Annotated in this window: 15 protein-coding genes; all 15 read right to left on the bottom strand. The window is 34.4% G+C overall.

Translation table 11 applies throughout. The annotated features are described in order from the left end of the window. On the bottom strand, window positions 1-642 hold the full coding sequence (locus tag ACSV4D_RS00610; RefSeq protein WP_408080889.1) for a hypothetical protein: 642 nt from the start codon (window positions 640-642) through the stop codon (window positions 1-3). A gap of 76 nt (window positions 643-718) precedes the next feature. After that, window positions 719-1,069 carry a cytochrome C oxidase subunit IV family protein gene (locus ACSV4D_RS00605; RefSeq protein ID WP_439226755.1) on the bottom strand — a complete coding sequence of 117 codons (351 nt, stop codon included), beginning with the start codon at window positions 1,067-1,069 and terminating at the stop codon, window positions 719-721. A gap of 19 nt (window positions 1,070-1,088) precedes the next feature. Further along, on the bottom strand, window positions 1,089-2,057 hold the full coding sequence (locus ACSV4D_RS00600; RefSeq protein ID WP_439226754.1) for a cytochrome c oxidase subunit 3: 969 nt from the start codon (window positions 2,055-2,057) through the stop codon (window positions 1,089-1,091). Between the two features lie 42 nt (window positions 2,058-2,099). Next, window positions 2,100-2,687: a cytochrome c oxidase subunit 3 gene (locus ACSV4D_RS00595; RefSeq protein ID WP_439226753.1), complete on the bottom strand. Its 588-nt coding sequence runs from the start codon at window positions 2,685-2,687 to the stop codon at window positions 2,100-2,102. Window positions 2,688-2,689: 2 nt separating this feature from the next. Further along, a complete protein-coding gene (cyoE, locus tag ACSV4D_RS00590) occupies window positions 2,690-3,604 on the bottom strand; it encodes a heme o synthase (RefSeq protein ID WP_439226752.1) in 915 nt (304 codons plus the stop codon). A gap of 296 nt (window positions 3,605-3,900) precedes the next feature. Beyond that, window positions 3,901-6,021 carry a gliding motility protein RemB gene (locus ACSV4D_RS00585; RefSeq protein WP_439226751.1) on the bottom strand — a complete coding sequence of 707 codons (2,121 nt, stop codon included), beginning with the start codon at window positions 6,019-6,021 and terminating at the stop codon, window positions 3,901-3,903. Window positions 6,022-6,040: 19 nt separating this feature from the next. Further along, complete coding sequence (deoC, locus tag ACSV4D_RS00580) at window positions 6,041-6,784, bottom strand: deoxyribose-phosphate aldolase (RefSeq protein ID WP_439226750.1); 744 nt, start codon at window positions 6,782-6,784, stop codon at window positions 6,041-6,043. Window positions 6,785-6,985: 201 nt separating this feature from the next. Further along, the gene (locus tag ACSV4D_RS00575; protein WP_439226749.1) at window positions 6,986-7,363 is read right to left on the bottom strand and encodes a VanZ family protein; all 378 of its coding nucleotides are present in this window, start codon (window positions 7,361-7,363) and stop codon (window positions 6,986-6,988) included. Further along, on the bottom strand, window positions 7,356-7,736 hold the full coding sequence (gene gcvH, locus ACSV4D_RS00570; protein WP_408080881.1) for a glycine cleavage system protein GcvH: 381 nt from the start codon (window positions 7,734-7,736) through the stop codon (window positions 7,356-7,358). Before gcvH ends, ACSV4D_RS00575 begins: the two co-directional genes overlap by 8 nt. A gap of 82 nt (window positions 7,737-7,818) precedes the next feature. Next, window positions 7,819-14,955 carry a cell surface protein SprA gene (sprA, locus tag ACSV4D_RS00565; RefSeq protein ID WP_439226748.1) on the bottom strand — a complete coding sequence of 2,379 codons (7,137 nt, stop codon included), beginning with the start codon at window positions 14,953-14,955 and terminating at the stop codon, window positions 7,819-7,821. Window positions 14,956-14,977: 22 nt separating this feature from the next. Next, window positions 14,978-15,559, bottom strand: a complete 582-nt coding sequence (gene ruvA / locus ACSV4D_RS00560) for a Holliday junction branch migration protein RuvA (RefSeq protein WP_439226747.1) — start codon at window positions 15,557-15,559, stop codon at window positions 14,978-14,980. 25 nt (window positions 15,560-15,584) lie between these two features. Beyond that, window positions 15,585-17,864 carry an NADP-dependent malic enzyme gene (locus tag ACSV4D_RS00555; RefSeq protein WP_408080878.1) on the bottom strand — a complete coding sequence of 760 codons (2,280 nt, stop codon included), beginning with the start codon at window positions 17,862-17,864 and terminating at the stop codon, window positions 15,585-15,587. 156 nt (window positions 17,865-18,020) lie between these two features. After that, on the bottom strand, window positions 18,021-18,455 hold the full coding sequence (locus ACSV4D_RS00550; protein WP_408080877.1) for a CBS domain-containing protein: 435 nt from the start codon (window positions 18,453-18,455) through the stop codon (window positions 18,021-18,023). A gap of 81 nt (window positions 18,456-18,536) precedes the next feature. Beyond that, window positions 18,537-19,460 carry a tRNA epoxyqueuosine(34) reductase QueG gene (gene queG, locus ACSV4D_RS00545; protein ID WP_439226958.1) on the bottom strand — a complete coding sequence of 308 codons (924 nt, stop codon included), beginning with the start codon at window positions 19,458-19,460 and terminating at the stop codon, window positions 18,537-18,539. Between the two features lie 70 nt (window positions 19,461-19,530). Beyond that, window positions 19,531-20,553 (bottom strand): Holliday junction branch migration DNA helicase RuvB, encoded by a 1,023-nt coding sequence (gene ruvB / locus ACSV4D_RS00540; protein ID WP_439226746.1) that lies wholly within the window; start codon window positions 20,551-20,553, stop codon window positions 19,531-19,533. Between the last annotated feature and the right edge of the window lie 82 nt (window positions 20,554-20,635).

Here is a 20,635-nt window from a genome sequence, read left to right as displayed (position 1 = left end):
TTACAATTGTTTGCTAGCGTTATGATTTTTCTTAAGAGCTGCACGGTATTCATAAAGGATAATTTTAAAATCATCTAACATATCGTTACTCAGCTCAGAGGGATGAAAAGTATTGTAACCTTCTTTATATTCTTTTTCCTCTTTCCGACCTCTTAAATTTCTGTTTTTATCAATAATAAACACATTTGACGTACCAAAGTCAGCATCTAATTTACCCACTAATTGTAACTGATTATAAAAAGTCTGAATTTCATCAGGAGTAGTAAACACAAAATGCCATTGGGAGACATCGGTAAAATCATCAAAAGCATCCATAATGCTTTTTACATCTTTTTCTGTTCCTAAAGGACATACCATAACAAACTGCAAATCCTGAAAACTATGATACCGCTGATAAATCTTTTCATTCAGATTAAAGAGATTGCCTCTGTTTTTTAAAATTTGTGTCCCGGAAAAACCAAGAATAGTAATTTTATTGTCTAATGTAACCTTTTCTCCATTTAAAGATTTCCAGTTGCCTAAATCAGCAACTGTGGGAGTAATAACAGGAAGTTTTGTAAAACTGTTGACGCCTGAAGCAAAAAAAAGATAAGCTACAATTGGCAAAACGAATAATACAAAAAGAACAATATTTTTTTTCATCAGACTTGAAATAATTTAAATGCAAAAATAAAAAAAGGCACGCAAATGCGTGCCCTTTTTTTGAATTAATATAGTGTTAAAAATTCCATTTAATGGTCGAATCTTTAAAAACCCCATAAATATAATGCCCTTCAGTCAACAGAATGAAAAGTAAGTATACGACAAGAAAAATAACCGTTGAAACGATAGACCATCTCAGACTTGCAGTTTCACCCTCAAGGTGCATAAAAGCCCAAACGATGTAGTATGCCTTAAATATTGTAAGGGCATAAAATATCCAGTTTAACAAACTTAAACCAAGAAAATGACCGTGGTGCAAAGCGTCCGGTTTATAAATACCTAAAACAACTTCTATAATTGTAACTACTGATAAAATCCCAAATACTTTCCAGATTCTACCTATATTTGATACATGCTCGTGTGACATAATAAATAAACTTTAAAAATTAAACCAGATAGAAAACGGTGAATACAAATACCCAAACTAAGTCAACAAAGTGCCAGTATAATCCAACTTTCTCTACCATTTCATAGCTTTTTCTCTTCTCATAAGTTCCAAGCAATACATTAAAGAAAATAATAATATTGATAATAACTCCTGAGAAAACGTGGAAACCGTGGAAACCGGTTATAAAGAAAAAGAAATCAGCAAATAACTTACTTCCATATTCATTTCTGATTAGATTTGCTCCTTCAACCACTACAGCTGCATCAGCTAATCTTTCTTCAGACTCGGCTCTGGAAAGAATTGTTTTTTGTTTGTCTTTTATAAGCTCAGTTCTGATCAACACATCCGGATTTGCTTTAAAACCTGCCTGAACCTCAGCTACAGTGTAAGAAGCCATATCAGCTTCTTCCATAAACCATGTACCATGGCTTCTGGTCAACTGCTCTCTTTCTTTAGGTAACTTAACAGCAAAATCAGCTAAAGCAATTTGCTTGCCGTCTTTAACAAACTGAAGAATACTTCCTCCTTTTGTTTCGATAGCTCCGTACTCCCCTTTAATGAAATTTTTCCATTCCCAGGCTTGTGAACCAACGAAAATCAAACCACCAATAATGGTTAAAAACATATATACAATTACTTTATTTTTCTTCATTTGGTGACCTGCATCAACAGCTAACACCATTGTTACAGATGAGAAAATCAAAATAAAAGTCATTAATGCCACATAATACATTGGAGCAGAAACTCCATGCATAAATGGAAAGTGAGTAAACACTTCATCGGCCAATGGCCAAGTTTCAATAAATTTAAATCTAGAAAACCCATAAGCCGCTAGAAATCCAGAGAACGTTAAGGCATCTGATACGATAAAAAACCACATCATCATTTTACCATAACTTGCGTTCATAGGCTCATTGCCGCCTCCCCAAGTTTTTTCACTATTTGCAGTAGTAACTGTCGCTTCCATAAAAGTTATTCGTTAAAAAGTTCCCAAATTTACGTTTTTTTCTTATTTAAAGAAATATAAAAATAAAAATAATAAAACCCACAACAAGTCTAGAAAGTGCCAATACATTGCACCTAGTTCTATACCAAGAGTTTGAGTCGAATTGTATTTTTGTTTAAAATGATTATAAATTATAATTAAAAGTGAAATTAATCCTCCCGCCAGGTGCAACAGGTGCATAAAGGCAATAATATACAAGAAAGTCACTGTTATCGAGCTTCCCTGACCTGTCATGTAATATCCACTTTCTATAATCTGACCAAAACCTGCAAATTGTGATACCACAAACAAAACTCCTAAAACTAAAGTAGCCAGAAGCATCGTAGTGGTTTTATTACGATTGTCTTTTTCGATTGCTTTTTTTGCCGTGTAAAAAGTTACACTACACCCAATAATTATTATTGTACTAAAATAAAAAGCTGTTGGCAATTCAAAATCTTTTAACCAGTCTACTCTGGATTTACTTACCACAAAAGCACTGGTAAGTCCTGCAAACATCATAGTCATACTAATCATAGCAAACAACAAAATCAGCTTATAAGATCTTGCCGTTCTCTCTTTTTGCTCTTGAGCCGTTATTGAAACTTCCATAACTATCTTAAAAATTTATCAATTATATAAACCAATTGCAACAACGAAATATAAGAAACACTTACCAGCATTAATGTTCGCGCTGCTTTTGCAGTTTTAATTTTATAAAGCCTCACTGCATAATACAGCATCCAAAGTCCTAATAAAAATACAACTACTGCCGCATAAGGAGAAATAAACAACTTTCCTGTATAACCTACACAAGGTAATAAAGAAGCAATTATCAGCCAAACAGTATACAAAATAACCTGCAAAGCCGTTCCATTATCTTTCTTCCCGGTAGGCAGCATAAAAATCCCTGCTTTTTCATAGTCTTCGTACAAAAACCATCCGATTGCCCAAAAATGAGGAAACTGCCAGAAAAACTGAATTAAAAATAAAGTTCCTGCTTCAATACCAAAATTCCCTGTTGCCGCAACCCAGCCCAGCATAAACGGAATAGCGCCAGGAAATGCTCCCACAAAAACAGACAAGGAAGTCACTGTTTTTAACGGAGTATAAACACTGGTATATAAAAATATCGAAATTGCCCCAAACATAGCAGTTTTGGGATTAATCAAATACAATAAGGTAAGCCCTATTACAGTAAGCAAACTTGCTACAAATAAAGCAACATTAGCAGACATTCTTCCCGATGGAACAGGACGGTTTTTAGTACGGTCCATCAAAGCATCAATGTCTTTTTCAATAACCTGATTAAAAGCATTAGAAGCGCCTACCATACAGTAACCACCTACACACAACATCAGTAAAACAGACCACTGAAAAGGCTGTGCAGTATTGAAACCCAGTAAATATCCGGCTATAGAAGAAAACAACACGCTAATAGCCAATCCAGCTTTAGTGATTTCTTTAAAATCGGTAAAAATCGCTTTAAGTGAAAGTGTATTTGTAGTTGTGCTCAATGCCGTTTTCATTACGTTTTTATAAAACTGCTGCAAAAGTAACGCATCGAAAGGGAATTGGCAAAAAACTAATCATAAAATATTGTTGAAGAAAAATTTAAGTCATTTTTTAAACTCAAGTAAAAACCAAAACATTTTACTCAATAATATTCATTCTGATATTTTGCAGTATTTTTCTATTTTTTAGAAATACACAACATTTCTTTTTATAAATTAAATTTTTGATGAACACCACTATTCTTCAGGTACTTCTGCTGAGTTCACGATTCTCTCGAGAGTACCTACCCTATCGAGACCGCAATATCATATCAATAATCAAAATACCAGTTAAAAATATCCGAACGCAAACCGACAGAAAACCAATTGGTACTTTCCTTAATAGTCGTAGCGGTATTTTGCACCGGCTTAAAATCTCTGTAAATATAACTCGCAAATAGTTTTAGATTGGTTGACGGATTAATCAGATAACCGCCCTGAATATCAGCCATAAAAAAATCAGTTTTATTACCTTGCCCTACTTTTACATCTGAATCAGCAAAACGTTCTTCATCATAATCACGGTAGATATTTACTCCATAATTAGAATTTGCGCCGGAATCAGCAAAATCAAATCCTCTTACGCCAATCGTAAATTTAGCATCTGCAAAAAGCCTTCCTTTATGATAACGCGCAATAGCTAAAAACTCGCTGAAATTTCCGCCCCATTGATGTCCTAAACTTTGATTGTTATGCCCGTAATTTGTAATAGGATCAGAATGGGAATACACATAAGGACGAATTCTGTTATATTCAATCTGGAATAACAAATTAGCTACATTAAAAGCATTGTAATACTTAGCACCTAACTGATAACCGTATTTATTTTTCCAGCTATTATCACGTTCTTTAATATCTCCTAAAGAGAATTCATCTAAAATAAATTGGCCGTAAAAGTTAATTTGGTTATCCCATTTATACTTAAATGTCAGCCCCAGAACTGCATTTCCGGATCTTGAAGAAGAACCAAACTCCACCGAACGGTAAAAAATAATCGGATTGATAAAATTAGCATCAAAACCTCTGTCGTTCGTATTAGCCCAGACTACTGACTCAAAAAATCCTAAATTCAATTTATTGGAAACATTCCAGCTCAGATAATGATTAGCCATAAATTTAGTAGCATACGTTCTATCTTCCGTTACCTCAGGCCGGACATCTTTGAGCCACATAAAGGTATTAGTATATTTTAGTTTCCAAAATGTTGTATTTAATTTAAAATACGGATACGGACTAGCGCCGTCACTTTCTAACAGAGAGCGGTAACCGTCACCAATAAAATTCCTGCCATATCCCAATTGTAAATCAAAAAATTTGCCTGGCGAAAAAGTTAAATTGGCTTCCGCCAAAGGAAAATCATACGCATCAGCCTTAAAACCTTTTGCAATTCCCATTCCCGGAATAATAGCCGGGTTTCCTCCGGAAGGCTTTATTGATTCAGCATAGCGGTTGAAATAAGCTGCAAAACGTCCCTGACTTTCAAAAATAGTAGTCGAAAAATTAAGTTTTTCTCCTAACCCACCTCTAAAATTAACAGCTCTTGTATTCACAAAAGTATTGACTGAAGTGTTCCCTGAAGCTCTACCCAATTGTAAATCCAATACCGGATTTAGAGAGAACCAATAATCTTCGCCACGTATTTCTACTGTATTTTCATTCCACAATTTTCGGGTCCACCAGCCTGTAGCCTTTTTTTTCAGTTTTTCATTCTCTTTTTTAAAATTATAGTATTTGGAAACTTCAGCATATGAAAAAGGCTTCGAAGCTGTATGATTATTACTGCCCACCTTATTGATAGCGGCGTCAAATTGCGCATAATAACTATGCGAAAAAGGAATATTTAAATGACTTTCAAACTCGGGATTGTTGTATTTTTTATAAACAATACTATCTAATTCTGTAAGCTGCTTAGTAGTGTTTCTAAGAAAATCAGCCTTAACCAGATTTTCATTTGCAATAGTTTCGGTACTTTTTAAAGGAATTGCAATGGTAATATTGTATTTAGAATATTCGGGTCTTCCATTATATGTTCCGGGATTAATTTTAGGAAATTTTGCAAAAACACGCTTTGCTTCATCAATTAATTGTTCATCCACAGCATTTACATAAATTACTTTAAAAATGCCATTCACATCCACTTCAAAAAGTACTTTTACATTTCCTTTAAAATTGTGCTGCATTAAATTTTCCGGAACAACAAAATTTTGAAATATAAAATCCTGGACTTCTGAATAAAAACAATTTTCTAAATTTTGATTTTCCAGATTTTCACAGTCAGGAAAAACAGGAAATCGTCGTGCACTTAAAACTGATTCTGAATTTGAATCCTGATTTTGGGCATGACCCAACCCCGTAATAAAACATAAAAATAAAACCAAGAGGCTTTTTCTCATACCTGTTTCCATTATAAACTTAATACTTATTTTGGTTGTTTTCTCCATTTACAATAGCTTTTGCTGCCGATGTACCAATGCGTTTTACTCCTAATTTTATCATGTCCACAGCATCCTGATAATTACGTACTCCGCCTGCAGCTTTTACTGAAAGTGGAGATGCATTTTCTAACATCATAATTAATGAAGCAATAGTAGCACCATTAGGTTCATCATTTTTTGTTTTATAAAATCCTGTTGAAGATTTAACAAAAACTCTGGCATAATCAGTTTCCTTAAAATTGGCAATCACAATATTTTTAATCAAAGCTGACAACTGAATAATCTGTTTATCGCTCAAAGCAGCAACTTCGATAATCCATTTTATTATTTTATTATTGGCTAAAGCCAATTGCGTTCCTCTTAAAATTTCTTCCTTAACCAGTTCTGTCTCTCCTTTCTTAAAAGCCTCATAATTGCACACAAAATCCAATTCGTCAGCACCATCAGCAATGGCCTGATTCGCTTGTGCTAATTTATCTTCAACAGCCGATTTTCCCAGCGGAAAATCAATCACGGTTCCTGTTTGAAGAAGTGAACCTGCTTCAGAAATCATACTATGAGATAAAGCAACCATTTCCGGACGAATCATAATTAATTTAAAACCTTCCTGAATAGCTTCACTAATATACTGCTTTACTACAGCCTGGTTTTGACTTTCATCAAGTCCAGCCTGAAAAGCAGTTTTTAAATAAGTTGAATCTAAAAATAACCGAATATCCATTTACTGTCCATTTAATAAACTGCTCTGTCCACAAAAATACATTTAATACTATTTAAAATTCTTTTTAAGACATTTTTTATTGAATTATCAGAAAATAAAACAGACTTCAGCTATTGGCAGAATCTCCATATTTACTGCAGCATGGAACAAACAGTAAAAGAAAATCTTAAAAAAAAATCCCGCCGAAGCAGGATTTTCTGTTTATTCACAGTTTTTATTTTTATCTAAAAAAGCAATAGTCATAACAGCCACTAATGAACCGCTTGTATTTGCTAAAACATCCAAAGGGTCTCCGCTTCTGTATGTTGTAAAATAATTTTGAAACAGTTCTATTGCGATACCAAAAAGGAATGCCATCAATAAAACTATTTTCAAAAGCTTATCCCGGCTTTGTTTTTTAAAATAAAAACGGAGTGCATAAAACCACAAAGCACTAAATACAAAATAAAAAAAAGCATGAACGAATTTATCGACATAAGGAATTGTTATTGCAGGAAGCTCACTCATTCGCACCAAACACATGTACAGAATAATTCCTGTCCATAAGAGAGCAATTCCTAAACAAATTTTCTTAAGCACCAATCAGTTCTTTATATCCTTCAGCTGTTAATAAGGTATCAAATTCAGCTAAATCTGAAACTTTTATTTTTATCATCCATCCTGCTCCGTAAGGATCAGTGTTTACCAGTTCAGGATCATCTTCTAGTCCGGTATTGAATTCTATAATTTCACCCGATAGAGGTAAAAACAAATCAGAAACTGTTTTTACTGCTTCAACAGTACCAAAAACTTCATCTTTTGCTAAGGTTTGGTCTAAAGTTTCTACTTCAACATAAACAATATCACCTAACTCTTTTTGAGCAAAATGCGTGATTCCTACTGTTGCAATATCTCCTTCTAAACTCACCCATTCGTGGTCTTTAGTGTACTTTAAACCTGCTGGTATACTCATAGTAATAATAATTGATGTATGATAATTATTTTTTTTGCAAATGTAATAATCTTCAAATTAAATCCTGTTTAGATTATCTAAATTAATTCCCAAAATTATATCGGAGCGTAATTCCTGAACGAATATTTGTTATAGGAAAAGAAGTAGATACTACTGCTTTAGAAAAGGAATGATCATAATAAAAAATTGCTGTTAGATTTTTACTGAATGAATAATCAGCAGTTACTTTCACAGACCATAGGTTTTGCCCTCCGGCTAATTGATTGTTATCATAATCCAGATAACGTACAATAGTTTGATTATTTCTGTATGACAAATCAGCTTTCAGATTAATATCTCCTTTGATCACTCCGGTAGGATTATCAGCCAGTCTCGAAGAGAAAATAACATTTTTAAAACGATATCCTAATCCTACAATATATTCAACTCCTTTTACTTCAGTCAATAAATTATTGTCAAAACTCATCGATAAAGCGCGGTCTTTTTTGATTTCAGTTAAAACTTTTAAGGAATTTTTCAACTCAAAATCCATACGAACCAGCGGACTGAATTGCTCCACTAAGTTGATATTAGACATAATTATTTTGTTATAAAAATTCCCACTGTCATCAGTTCCTGAAGGGTTATTATCAAAATCAAAATTAGACCGGTACTGATTAACTGTATAAGATGCTCTGTAGGCGTGTTGTAAAGAAAAGCGTTTAAAATTCTTCTTAAACATACCATAACGCATCAGTCCATTATATTTTACTGTCCAGTTAGGTATAGGAAAACTTCTAAAAATACCTGTAGAAACCTTATCTACATCAGTTCCTGTATAAGCTGCTATAAAAGCCGGCAATAACACTGCCTGATTATTTTTACCATATCCTTTTGGGAATCCTTCGTCATCCAAATTAGCGGGATTAAAGATATCAATTCCTCTTTCTGTAGCTAATCGATTTGCAACCAAAAGTCTGTTCATTCTAAAATCATCAAAAGCAGCCGATGTATTCTCATCACTTTGAGAGAAAGCTGTTTTGATTAAAAGTGTAGAAATAGAAAACATTCCGTAATTGTATGGAGAACGGGAATTATAAGCTCCTTCAGAAGAGACATCATATTGCTCTGAAAAATTTTCAGAAAATGACCTGTCCATCGTCAGGTCAATTTTTAAGTCCGGAAACAAATCTACATTGGCAGTAGCTTTAAATACCTTATTAGTCACCTGAGTATAATTTTGATTGAACTCCTGATAGTTTGTCAGCCAGCCGTTTTTAGCAGCTTCATAACGTACATCATCCTGACTTCCAAAGATAAATCCTAACGAAGGTCTTGAAGACCCCAGGAAACCAATACTGGGTGTATAGCCCGGTAAGAAAGTTCCACTGTTCTCTGTATAATTAATCTGGATATTCTTAACGCTGGTCAAAACTCCAATTAATCCGTCTGTAAACACATTTCCTTGTGCTTGTGATTTAACTGGGGCACTCGTTATTTTCTGTCCTGGTTTTGGTGCTACAGCCGGTGCTTTTCTAACCGCAGGTTTTTTGGATAATCCTAAATATTTATACAGCATATCCATATTAAAACTTGCATTCAGGTTATTAGTACGGGCATTCTGAACCGTATTTCCTAAATTATAACCTACACCGTCAACCACTATTTCAGATAAAGCGTTCGCTGATTTCTGCCAGCTATAATCTCCTGTATAAGAATAATTGGCTTTTACAAAACTAAATAACGGAATCTTGTTAATTGGAATATCATAATTTAATACTACTTGTTGTGTATGATGATTAGGATCTCCAATATCCCAATAATTATCCCAAATAGAGAAATCTTCAATAGGCTGATCATCCTGATCTAAATAATTTTTGACCAGATTATTAGTTGAAGCAGCATAACTGAATTTTAATGATTTAGTTAGATTATAATTAAAACCGTAATTGTAATTAAATCCAAAATTCCTTCTGTACAATGGGTCTAATTCAAGTCCGGGAACATTATCAACTTGTCTAAACTGCTGACGGTTGTACTGCCTGTTAATATTAGTATTAAAAGTAATATTAGAAGGCAGATAGTTAAAATTAAAATCACTTAACAGCTTCCAATAGGTGCTTTTCTTCATGAATTTTGTTTTCTTGAAAGGCTCGACCGGTTTGTTTTCAAAACTATAAGCATAATCTACTGAAGTACTGGCCTGTTGATCCAGATAATCTTCAATTTCATAATCATGACGCTCTACCTTATTGAAAGACTGAGAGAAAGTAAAATTTTCAGGATCATAAACATGTGGTTTTTGTTCCGCTCCTCTTTGCTTTCTCACACCTATAAAATTGATACTGATTCTCTTAGTATAATCTATGGCTCTGTTTCTTAAATTAGCTCTGTCACTGGCATCATCTGTTTCTCTTAAAAGCTGTTTTAATTTAATATCCTGATTGAAGGGATCGTACTCGGGCTTAATCGTTTCTTCCCCAACACTATAATTAAATGGCAGGTTAATACCCCATTTATTGGGTAGTAATTTCCCTAAATTCAAATTAGTCACAATATTATATTGCTGAATATCTTCTCTGCTTCTCTCATTGGGTCCCTGTTCAATAGTACCAAAACCTACAGTACTCATTCGACCTGTTGCAGAGACTGTTGCAAAATCGGCAAGATTAGTATCTACATTCAACACAGCCGCCATACCTCCATGGTTATCCATATCAGCTAAGCGAAGTTCATTAAACCATACTTCTCCTTTAATATCCTGATGCAATTCGTTATTTTTAATTCCTACCATCAAAGTACGCACCAGTCCAAAATTAGGATTTCCTTTTATTCCCAGACGAAGCTTATTAACCTTATTACTTAAACTTCCGTCGAGCTCGTCTTCATTTTTATAATAAATCCCGTCAAGTGGCAGTGTACTTAAATCTACTCCCATGGCCTCAATTTTTAATTTTGTCAGCAAGTCTAATGATAAATCTATTTCATTCGCTTCCGGCCAAACTTGCTCTGGTGTATAGACACAATTTCCATCAGTGGTTTTGGTAACCTTTAGTGGTATTTCTATCTGATAAAAATTCTGAGTAAAATCATTTCCAAATCTAATAAAACCTACCATCTGATCGTCTTGCAGTTCAATTTCTCCTTTTAAAGATTCCGCATGTAAAAACATTTTTAATTTCTTAAACTGACGCATGTCTACGCTTACATTTTTAAAAACAGCTCTTGAATCTTCCGGTTCTAAACCACTGCCGGAAACCCGTAATGATAATGATTGTTCGTTTTGATTAATTAAAGTATTATTATTGTACAGCTGCTCTCTTTGTACATCTGGTGGTGTTACATAGTTTACGGGACAGCGTTCATTATTTTCCTGAATATTAACGGCAATAACGTCGAGTTCTGTATCATCATCATCAATATTAGTGTCATTAAAATCCAGAGAATTTGTATATCTTCTCCAATCACCACGTACTAAATCTAAAGCTCCAAAACGTACCGTAACTTCTTCTTCAAATCCGGTCATAAACATTCTCATGAAACGGATTGATCTGAAATCAGTAATATTTCCAATAGTATTCTGCGGTTGAGAAACCGGAATTTTAAACTGAATCCATCTTGCAGTTGTGACTTGTCCGTTAGGCAGAGTAGCCTGAGTCTCTCTGACGTCTGTTACATAATTCTGACCTACACTCATATCAGGTTTCATATCAATGCTGTATTCATAATAAGCATTAATAGTATTCATTGTATTGTCTCTGTTGATATCTTCAACATCAGGCAATGTGGTTGCTCCTTGGTTAGGATCATTGATATCTACAGCCGAATTTCCTTCAACTCCATTGTAATTTTTATAGCGTTCTTTTACACTACCCGAAGTGTTAAGATAAAAAGTATAATCATCCGCAGCCGGATCAGGCTCAGAGGCAAAATTATCATAAACCGCCGCCTCTGCATTATTAGACAAACCATCCAATCCAACATCCTGGTTTTTTCTATTATTGGGATCGGTGTCAAAAGCATAAATTAAGGATTGTGAGGCAGGTACCTCTCCCCAAACTGGGCGGGGATTTACTAACACCTGATCCGGCCCCAGACCATTTTCATACTGTTTTCTTCCGTCTTTAAGAATGTCTTCTGATATTTCTCCTAAGTTAAAATAAATTTTACCCGTATTGGTTGGTTCGGATTTTCCATTTCCCACATAGGGATCCAGAACCCAAAACTGAATATACTCTACGTTACCCTGTTCAAAATTAGTAGATGTTAAGGAACGCATAATCCCTCCAAAATTTTCCTTTGGATTCAGATTAAAATTAGAATTATTATTATACGGACCTCTTTCGGAAGGAAAATATGTTAAGTCCAGCGTACTAATTACCTGTGTTTGCCCTTGCGCAATATCAGTTAAAGGATAAAGTTCTTCACTGTAAATTCGTCTGGTAGCGTTTAATGAAATATCATCATTGGATATCCCTGAAGGTTTTTGAACATAAAAAACAGGATCAATAGTATACCATGCTAATTTTGCTCTTTTATAGCCATATGTCAAATCATTAGCCTTTGCATTAAAATTATAGGTACTATAGGTGTTTTCTTCCGGTGTTGATGCGAGACTCCAGGCATAAGCTGAACGCATATCAATAGTAGACTGTGAACCTTCAAAATCATCCACATACAATGTAGACTCACCATTAAACTGATCTGCCTTAGGAGTATCAGGTTTTAAAAATGCAATTTCACCTCGCACTGATAAATTGGAAGGGACATCAGTATCTATATTGGGAAGCATATTCACTAATCTGGTAAAGAAAGGTACTTCTGTAGAAAAATTAGTATTGAATCCAAAAATAGTATTATTTACAGATTCCTGACCATAACTTGATTTTTGTGTAAATGGCTTTTCGGTCATTTTAAGAAAAGTTCCTCCTAAAGTAAAATTATCCGAAAATTTATGCTCCACATTCACTCCCATAAATCTTCGGGTTTGTTGTCCAAAAATAGTGTTGTTTTCCAGAGAAACATTGATGGGTGTATTAGAAGCCTGAAGCGAAGGATCCAGAATCTGAACTCTTCCCAATTGATAATTCACACTATAATCTACTCCTTCCACTAAAACTCTTCCTCCAGCAGTTACTACTACTGAACCCTGCGGCACATTGAAAGCACCTATAGGAATTCCGTCACCGGCGGATGATTTGTATTTTCCTCTTAATAAAAACTTATTCTTCTCACTATCCTGCAAAGCACCTGATTGTGTATTCCGATACATATTTCGAAACACATATTTTCTCTGATTGGCATTGTAGGTATTAACATCATCGTAATCCTCACCCGAATTAGGAGTAGATAATTTAGAAAATAATAATTCTCCAAAGGGTTCTTTAGTGGTAAAAATAATTCGTCCGTTTTGAGTATCCATTGTCAAACCGGAAACAAAATCAAAAAAACCATCTCCCCCTACCTGGCGGTCATTATTGTAATTTAATTTATCTAAATTAAAAACATTCAATAACGGTGTTTCCTGCACTCTGTTATCAGGAGAAGGATTTTCCGGAAATGGAGTTCCTGTAACCGGAGTAATATAGTTTAATGGAGAAGGATCTGTATAAAGGATATTAAATCTAAAATCCTCCTGTTTAATTTGGTAAGCACCTGGAATTTGATAAATATTTTTCATCATTAAATTCCATACCGGATTTTTGACATTCGTCAAATTGCTTTTTAGCATTTTCAGAATTAGGCTTTGCGTAATCACTGCCTGAGTAGACTGCGGCGTTCCTGTAACTAATGTGGCATCGACACCGTCATTCCCAAATTCACCAACCTGATACACCTGATCACCTATGGTATACTCATAAGCAACAGCTAAAATTTCATCATTACTTAGTCTTTGCTGCAACGAAATATATCCCAATTGCGGATGATAGGTATATTCATTTGTTGTTAATTTTCGGGCATTTTCTAATTTAGAGTAATCCTGGCCTTCACTTACCGTAGCATTAAAACCGGAACCTGCCGTTGCCATTTCACGGATATTATTATTTAACAATCCGCTACCAGACTGAATTTGTGCCGGATCATATTTATTATTGGAATTATCCGAGGGAGAATCTACTGGTTTATTAAACATTCCCGCCGGAGAGGCTAAAACTACCACTTCACTATCTGCTAAACCTGTAAGTTGTGATTCTCCTAAATCCTGCAACGCTATTACATTTCTCAGATTATTAGAAGTTGTATTTAAACGGGTTTGCTTGTTAGTTACCCAGACTTCAATACGGGTTATTTGTACCCGGCTGTCTATAAAAGGATAATTTTTTAAAGCAATATCATATCGGTCTCTAAAATACTGTGATAAGAAAAAGTGTCGGTCATTATCATAATCTAATGCAAAAACATCAAAATCCTGTATAGTCCCGCCTCCTTGTGAAACAACTGATTTAGTTTGTGATTTTTGTTCCGAATAAACACCTGTAACTGTAGTTTTACCAAATTGCAACTGGGCTTTTACACCAAATAAACTTTGCGCTCCCCGAATTAAAGAGCTATTTAAAGGCATACTTACATTTCCAACTTCTATTTTCTGAATAATATCATCTTCGGTTGGTGTGTATTCTAATTTTAATAAATTTTGAAAAGCAAAAGTAGACTGCGTATCATAATTAGCGTTGACATTGAGTCTGGTCCCCACCTTTCCCATTAAACTCATACTGATTCTCTGGTCAAAATCAAAAGCTAAATTAGAGCGGTTTCTTGGAGAAAAGGACGGATTATCCTGTTTTGTAAAACGTACCCCCATGTCCATTTCAACAGAACCTGTAGGTTTTACATCAATAGTATTGCTTCCAAAAATAGATTCAAACAAGCCTGAATTTACATAATAGCGGGGTAATAAATCTTTTTTATCGGCTTCACTTCCGGATTTCTTTCCATCTATTGCATCTGATTTTTTCTTGAAATATTCTTTCATAGACTCTTTCAAAACCAGATTTTCATATTCTTCAGGTGTTAAAATAATAGGATACTTAATCGAGAATCCATCCACTGAACTCGTGTAAATATATCGGTCCGTTTTTGGGTCATAAGTATACGCCTCCTGAACAGTTTTAGGATTTTTTATTTGAACTTTTCCAAGGGAATATCCAGTTTTTGTGGTATCCTGAGCTGATTCATTTACTTGAGCCAATGATACAAAACTGCATAATAAAACTGCCAAAACAATACAAATTTTATGCATACAATGGTTTATTTGCTGTATTTTATAAGCTTTTTAATGCTTGTTTAATTATAGATTCAACAGATGCTTCCGGATCTTCTTTTACAATTCTCTCAATTACCTTTTCAGAAGCTTTCCTGACAAATCCTAAAACTTCTAATGCAGATAACGCTTCATCTCTGTTTGTATTGCTTAGTGACATAGAAACTTCATCTAAATCATACAACTTCAAAATTTTATCTTTCAAGTCTAAAATTACTCTCTGAGCGGTTTTACTGCCTATCCCTTTAATTGACTGTATTGTTCCCACATCACCGGATGCGATGGCATTAGTAATCTGTTTTGGATCTAAAGAGGACAACATGGTTCTTGCAATTCCTGCTCCAATACCGGAAACAGAAATTAATAATTTAAAAATCTCTCTCTCTGATTTTTCGAAAAAACCAAATATTGTATGGGCATCTTCTTTAATCTGAAGATAAGTAAACACCTTAACAAAATCATTTTGAGGAAGTAAAGAATAAGTATGTAATGAAATATGAACCTCATATCCCACTCCTCCGCAATCAATAATAAGCTGTGTGGGTGATTTTTCAACTAACTTTCCCTGTAAATGTGCAATCATTTAGTATTTTTTACAAAAATATATTTTATTTATGTCTGTTTTCTTTTTCCTGAGCATGAATTACAGTAATAGCTGCCATATTTACCATTTCTTCTACACTTGCTCCTAACTGAAAAATATGAACCGGTTGTCTCATCCCCATCATTATAGGACCTATAGAACCTGTCTGATACAATTCCTTCATCAATTTATATGTAATATTAGCCGAATCCAAATTTGGAAAAATTAAAGTATTGACTTTTTTTCCGGCTAATTTTGAAAAAGGAAATTTTTCTGTTAACATTTCAGGATTCAGTGCAAAATCAGCCTGAATCTCTCCATCGATAATTAATTCGGGATGATTTTTATGCAAATAAGCGACCGCATCTCTGACTTTAGAGGCTTTTTGATTGGTAGAAGAACCAAAATTAGAATAAGAAACCATTGCAATAACAGGTTCTACTCCAAAAATCTGAGCCGTTTTTGCTGTCATTAATGCAATTTTAGCTAATTCCTCTGCTGATGGATCAATATTAATTGCAGTATCTGACAGAAACATAGGACCACGCGAAGTCATCATCATGTTTGTTGTTGCAATTACAGAAACATCGGATTCTTTATCAATCAACTGTAACATAGGTTTTACCACAGTTGCATAACTTCTGGTATATCCTGTTACTAATCCGTCTGCTTCAGCGGTATTGACCATCATTGCAGCGAAATAATTTCTTTCCCGCATTAATTTTTGCGCATCTAATAAGGTGATTCCTCTCCTTTTTCTGGATTCCCAGTACGCTGTTGCATATCTGCCCCTTCTGGAATTTTCTTTAATTTCCTTGGGATCAATAATTTCAACATCAGCATCAAAACCTAATTCCTCCTTTAATTCCTGAATAATGGTTTTATCACCTAATAAAACAGGGAATCCTATTCCTTCTTCATGAACAATCTGAGCTGCCTTTAAAACATTTAAATGATCTGCTTCCGCAAACACAATTCTTTTAGGATTCATTTTAGCGCGATTGCTAATTAATCGAACCATTTTATTATCATTCCCTAATCGTTCTATGAGCTCTTCTTCATATTTATTCCAATCTGTAATTGGATTCAAAGCCACTCCTGATTCCATTGCCGCTTTTGCAACAGCAGGAGAAACAACACTAATTAATCTTGGATCAAAAGGTTTAGGAATAATATACTCTTTTCCAAAGACTAATTTTGTAGCCCCATAAGCCACATTTACCTGTTCCGGAACCGATTCTTTTGCTAATGAAGCCAGCGCTTTTACAGCAGCCATTTTCATTTCTTCATTAATTTTAGCAGCACGAACATCTAATGCTCCCCTGAAAATATATGGAAAACCTAAAACATTATTAACCTGATTAGGATGATCAGATCTTCCTGTAGCCATAATAACATCTTTACGGGTTTCGATAGCCAGATTATAATCAATCTCCGGGTTAGGATTTGCCATCGCAAAAACGATTGGATTTTTAGCCATGCTTAAAAGCATATCCGGACTCATAATATTCCCTGAAGACAATCCTATAAAAACATCAGCATTATTAATCGCTTCAGCAAGTGTAACAGGCTCAATGTCCTGAGCATATTTTTGTTGCAAAGCTGAAAGAGAAGTATTGTTTTTAGTCAAAACTCCTTTACTGTTAAACATTAAAATATTTTCTTGTTTAACTCCTAATAAAACATACAAATCGGCACAAGCCAAAGCTGCTGAACCTGCTCCGGAAATGACCATTTTTATATCAGATGCTTTTTTCTTAGCTAATTCCAGCGCATTTATCAAAGCCGCTGCGGAAATAATTGCCGTTCCGTGCTGATCATCATGCATTACAGGAATGTTCAATTCTTCTACTAAACGTCTTTCAATTTCAAAAGATTCCGGAGCTTTGATATCTTCTAAATTTATCCCCCCAAAAGTAGGAGCTATATTTTTGACCGTCTGAATAAATTCTTCTACGTTTTTAGTATTAATTTCAATATCAAAAACATCAATATCAGCAAAAATTTTAAACAACAGCCCTTTTCCTTCCATTACCGGTTTAGAAGCTTCCGGACCAATGTCTCCAAGTCCCAAAACTGCTGTACCATTACTAATTACAGCAACCAGATTTCCTTTAGCGGTATATTTATAAACATTATTAATATCCTTCTCTATTTCTAAACAAGGTTCTGCGACACCTGGCGAATATGCTAAGGATAAATCTCTCTGAGTAGCATACTTTTTTGTTGGAACAACCTGAATTTTACCTGGCGTGGGTTTGGCATGGTACAGTAAAGCTTCTCTTCTTTTGCTATCTTTATTCATAATGGCAGTTTTATCTTATACACAAAGATAGAAGTCTTAACTTAAAAAGTTAACATTTTCATAATTCTTTTAAAAAAAACACAATTATCTCCACAAAAAAAGCCGCAAAACGGTGCGGCTTAAACAAATTATGTGGTAAATAAATAGAATAAAAAATTACAATTGGGTACTATTGATATAAGAATCTAATAATTGAATTGTTTCTTTTTGCTTTTCAATTATAGACTTAACCACGTCACCTATAGAAATAAGTCCAATCACTTTCTCTTCTTCCACAACAGGTAAATGCCTGATTCTTCTTGAAATCATCAGTTCCATACAAGCATCTAAATCATCGTTCGGACTTACCGTTATTACCTTCGAAACCATAATATCCTGAACTAAGGTGTTCTTTGATGATTTATTATTAAGAACAATTTTCCTCGCATAATCTCTTTCAGATAAAATTCCCTTTAGCCGGCCTTCTTCAATAATCAATATTGCGCCAACATTTTTCTCTCCCATTACCTTTATAGCATCATAAACGCTAATGGTTGAAACAATGGAATAAACATCGTTTCCTTTCGTGCTTAATATTTGATTTACAGTCATATTACGAAATTTTTAATATCTATAAATATATAAAAAAATCGTTAATATGCATCTTCAGGTGTTTATTTTTTTCGATTCTAATTACTTCAAAAAATCAATATTTCTTTTCAGTCCCTGGAATTTTGTTCTTTTAACGGGAGAGTCTTTGAAAACAATTTTAAAAGTTTCTTCGGTCATTTCTTCCCAATCTTTTTTGGTCATAGACAGTAAATCCGGATTAGGATTAAACAAAGGTTCGTTATGGCTCTTAGAAAATCTGTTCCAGGGGCAAACATCCTGACAGGTATCGCAACCAAAAACCCAGTCATCAAATTGCCCTTTCATTTCGGCAGGTATATTTTCTTTTAACTCTATAGTAAAATAAGAAATGCATTTACTTCCGTCAACAATGTAGGGAGCAATAATCGCCTGTGTAGGACATGCATCGATACAGGCTGTGCAATTCCCACAATGATCGGTCACGGCATAGTCATACTCTAATTCCAAATCAATAATTAATTCGGCTATAAAATAAAACGAACCTGTTTTCTGAGTTAATAAATTACTGTTTTTTCCAATCCACCCTAAACCACTTTTTGCCGCCCAGGCTTTATCTAAAACAGGAGCAGAATCTACAAACACGCGCCCTGAAACTTCACCGATATTTTCCTGAACAGAAAAAAGCAGTTCTTTTAATTTTTCTTTAATTACAAAATGATAATCCTGTCCGTAAGCATATTTGGAAATCTTATAAGAATCCTGAATTTGTTCCTGTTGGGGATAATAATTTAATAAAAGTGAAACGACACTTTTAGCATCATCAACGAGTAAAGTGGGATCTAATCGTTTATCAAAATGATTTTCCATATAACTCATCCTGCCATTCAGATTTTTGTTCAGCCAATTTTCCAGTCGGGGCGCTTCTTCTTCTAAAAAACCTGCTTTAGAGATACCACAAGACAAAAATCCGAGACGTTTAGCTTCGGATTTAATGAATTGTGAATATTTTTGTCGTGAATCGATGATGGCTTATTATTTTAAATGAGTAAAACAAAATTAGAAAACTCCATTTTAAATATCCTGTTTCCTGTTCCCTTTAAAAAAGTCCTCCCTGAATATTTGTTCTTGTTTTTCCTAAATGATTGTAGGCCTTCTCAGTAACTTCCCTTCCTCGCGGAGTTCTCATAATAAATCCTTCCTGAATAAGAAAAGGTTCATAAACCTCCTCAATAGTTTCACTACTTTCAGAGACAGCAGTTGCAAGAGTGCTTAAACCTACGGGACCGCCTTTGAATTTATCAATAATGGTATTTAAAATTTTATTATCCATTTCGTCCAGTCCATGTGCATCAACATTCAATGCTTTTAAAGCGTATTTAGAAATTTCAATATCAATAGTTCCATTTCCTTTTATTTGAGCAAAATCACGAACTCTTCGCAACAAAGCATTTGCAATTCGGGGCGTACCCCGGCTTCTTCCGGCGATTTCTATTGCCGCTTCCATAGAAATTGGCATTTTTAAAATAGAAGCACTTCTTTGTATAATAGTAGTTAGTAATTCTACTGTATAATATTGCAGTCTGGATGAAATTCCAAAACGTGCTCTCATAGGAGCTGTTAACAATCCGGAACGTGTAGTGGCACCAATTAACGTAAACGGATTCAAATTGATTTGAACTGTTCTGGCATTAGGACCAGATTCAATCATAATATCGATTTTAAAATCCTCCATAGCTGAATACAAATATTCTTCTACGATGGGACTTAAACGATGTATTTCATCAATAAACAGGACATCTCTTTCTTCGAGATTAGTTAATAAACCGGCAAGATCTCCAGGTTTATCTAAAACAGGACCCGAAGTAATTTTAATTCCAACCTCCAACTCATTAGCCAATATATTAGCTAATGTAGTTTTCCCCAATCCCGGAGGTCCGTGAAACAAGGTATGATCTAAGGCTTCACTGCGTTGATTAGCGGCAGCAACAAAAACTTTAAGATTTTCTAATACCTGATCCTGGCCGGCAAAGTCATCAAAGCTAAGCGGTCTTAATCGTTTTTCAAGATCAAGCTCTTCAGGATTATATCCTTTTGTCGTTGGGTCTAAGTTTTCATTCATTTGGCAAAGATAGAAAAAACCGATGTTGATTTATAATAATAAAATATGAACAACTCAGACATAAAAAAACCTCTGTAAAACA

Origin of the sequence: Flavobacterium sp. ARAG 55.4 (assembly GCF_051846875.1) — a bacterium.
Classification (GTDB): domain Bacteria; phylum Bacteroidota; class Bacteroidia; order Flavobacteriales; family Flavobacteriaceae; genus Flavobacterium; species Flavobacterium plantiphilum.
Note: the sequence above shows the minus strand (reverse complement) of the source record. Positions and strands in the feature narration are given on the sequence as shown.

Excerpts from the sequence above, each read along its gene's own strand:
- ACSV4D_RS00610 (WP_408080889.1), bottom strand. The coding sequence starts at position 642 with ATGAAAAAAAATATTGTTCTTTTTGTATTATTCGTTTTGCCAATTGTA.
- ACSV4D_RS00605 (WP_439226755.1), bottom strand. The coding sequence starts at position 1,069 with ATGTCACACGAGCATGTATCAAATATAGGTAGAATCTGGAAAGTATTT.
- ACSV4D_RS00600 (WP_439226754.1), bottom strand. The coding sequence starts at position 2,057 with ATGGAAGCGACAGTTACTACTGCAAATAGTGAAAAAACTTGGGGAGGC.
- ACSV4D_RS00595 (WP_439226753.1), bottom strand. The coding sequence starts at position 2,687 with ATGGAAGTTTCAATAACGGCTCAAGAGCAAAAAGAGAGAACGGCAAGA.
- cyoE (WP_439226752.1), bottom strand. The coding sequence starts at position 3,604 with ATGAAAACGGCATTGAGCACAACTACAAATACACTTTCACTTAAAGCG.
- ACSV4D_RS00585 (WP_439226751.1), bottom strand. The coding sequence starts at position 6,021 with ATGAGAAAAAGCCTCTTGGTTTTATTTTTATGTTTTATTACGGGGTTG.
- deoC (WP_439226750.1), bottom strand. The coding sequence starts at position 6,784 with ATGGATATTCGGTTATTTTTAGATTCAACTTATTTAAAAACTGCTTTT.
- gcvH (WP_408080881.1), bottom strand. The coding sequence starts at position 7,736 with ATGAGTATACCAGCAGGTTTAAAGTACACTAAAGACCACGAATGGGTG.
- sprA (WP_439226748.1), bottom strand. The coding sequence starts at position 14,955 with ATGCATAAAATTTGTATTGTTTTGGCAGTTTTATTATGCAGTTTTGTA.
- ruvA (WP_439226747.1), bottom strand. The coding sequence starts at position 15,559 with ATGATTGCACATTTACAGGGAAAGTTAGTTGAAAAATCACCCACACAG.
- ACSV4D_RS00555 (WP_408080878.1), bottom strand. The coding sequence starts at position 17,864 with ATGAATAAAGATAGCAAAAGAAGAGAAGCTTTACTGTACCATGCCAAA.
- ACSV4D_RS00550 (WP_408080877.1), bottom strand. The coding sequence starts at position 18,455 with ATGACTGTAAATCAAATATTAAGCACGAAAGGAAACGATGTTTATTCC.
- ruvB (WP_439226746.1), bottom strand. The coding sequence starts at position 20,553 with ATGAATGAAAACTTAGACCCAACGACAAAAGGATATAATCCTGAAGAG.